This is a genomic window from Candidatus Pelagibacter communis, assembly GCF_001179985.1.
Lineage (GTDB): Bacteria > Pseudomonadota > Alphaproteobacteria > Pelagibacterales > Pelagibacteraceae > Pelagibacter > Pelagibacter ubique_J.
Map to the genome: position 1 here is coordinate 1 of NZ_CVSI01000059.1, position 1,407 is coordinate 1,407.

The window sequence follows — 1,407 nt, forward strand, 5'->3', positions numbered from 1 at the left end:
ATCCGGCATACTTACTACGACAAGCTGAGCAAAAAAAATATTCTTGGCTAGATTTAAAAGAGATAAGAAAAAAAATTGATGAACTTAAAATTAATATTTAAAGGTAATCAAAATATTGCGGGTGTAGATGAAGTGGGTAGAGGCAGTTTAATAGGACCCGTTTATGCATCTGCGGTTATATTAAAAAAAAACTGCGATGTTAAAAAATTAAAAGACTCAAAAAAATTAACAAAAAAAGAGCGTGAAGTTTTAAATAAATATATAAAAAAAAACTCGTATTGGTCGATAGGCTCTGCATCAAAAGAAGAGATAGAGAAACTAAATATTCTAAATGCCTCTTTGTTAGCCATGAAAAGGGCTATAAAAAAATTAAAAAAAAAACCTCGTTTGGTGTTAGTTGATGGTAACAGAATTCCAGTAATGAAAAATTATAATCTAAAATATGTAATTAAGGGTGATCGAAAAATACCTCAAATCTCAGCTGCCTCAATTGTTGCTAAAGTCTCAAGGGACAGTTTGATGAAAAAAATATCAAAGAATTTTTCAAAATATCAATGGAATATAAATTGTGGATATGGAACAAAAGTTCATATTCAAGCAATACGAAAATTTGGTATCACAAAGCATCACAGAAGAACTTTCAAGCCCATACACAATATATTGAGTCCAAGATAATAATAGACACAATTAATTCAAAATAATTCAATCATGAGTTGACGTGGAGTCATGCCTAGAGTCTAATTATCTTTTTAAAAATGAAAGAATTAAATTTAAAAAATAAAATTATTAATGGGGACAGTCTTAAGGAGCTAAAAAAAATCCCTAAAGAAACTTTCGATTTAATCTTTGCAGACCCACCTTACAATTTGCAATTAAAAAATCAACTCACTAGGCCAGACAGATCTAAGGTGAGTGCTGTAAATGATAAATGGGATCAGTTTGAAAGCTTTAAAAAATACGATGACTTTACATATGCATGGCTTGATGAATGCAAAAGAATTTTAAAAAAAAATGGAGCTATTTGGGTAATTGGTAGTTATCACAATATTTTTAGGGTTGGATCAGTCATTCAAAATTTAGGCTTTTGGATATTAAATGATGTAATATGGAATAAAAAAAACCCAATGCCTAATATTTTGATTTTTACTATATACTTCACAGTATTCTTCAATTGTATTTTTGAAATTTTCTAAAGCAATTAGCGCGTCATCATTTTTATTAGAAATAATTAGATCCTTAATTGAGGCTAATTCTGTATCTAGTTTACCCTTAAAATCTTTTAAATCTGACGAAGATTGTTTTTCAGTTTCATAATATTTTGAATCTATTTCAATTAAATCTTTTTTTTCCTCTTTTATTCTCTTCTCATTTGAGTTAGCGTCAATTATAATGCTTTTTTCTCGATCT

Annotated in this window: 1 protein-coding gene and 2 pseudogenes; 2 read left to right on the forward strand and 1 reads right to left on the reverse strand. The window is 28.4% G+C overall.

The annotated features are described in order from the left end of the window. Positions 1-78: 78 nt before the first annotated feature. Together AMN80_RS04300 and AMN80_RS04305 are read left to right on the forward strand one after the other, a co-directional pair. On the forward strand, positions 79-675 hold the full coding sequence (locus tag AMN80_RS04300; RefSeq protein ID WP_075520759.1) for a ribonuclease HII: 597 nt from the start codon (positions 79-81) through the stop codon (positions 673-675). A gap of 80 nt (positions 676-755) precedes the next feature. Next, positions 756-1,133 (forward strand): annotated as a pseudogene (locus AMN80_RS04305) (DNA-methyltransferase); the annotation flags it as partial. Here the strand turns inward: AMN80_RS04305 and AMN80_RS05650 are convergent. After that, positions 1,092-1,407, reverse strand: a pseudogene (locus AMN80_RS05650) (chromosome segregation protein SMC); the annotation flags it as partial. The pseudogenes AMN80_RS04305 and AMN80_RS05650 sit on opposite strands and share 42 nt — an antisense overlap.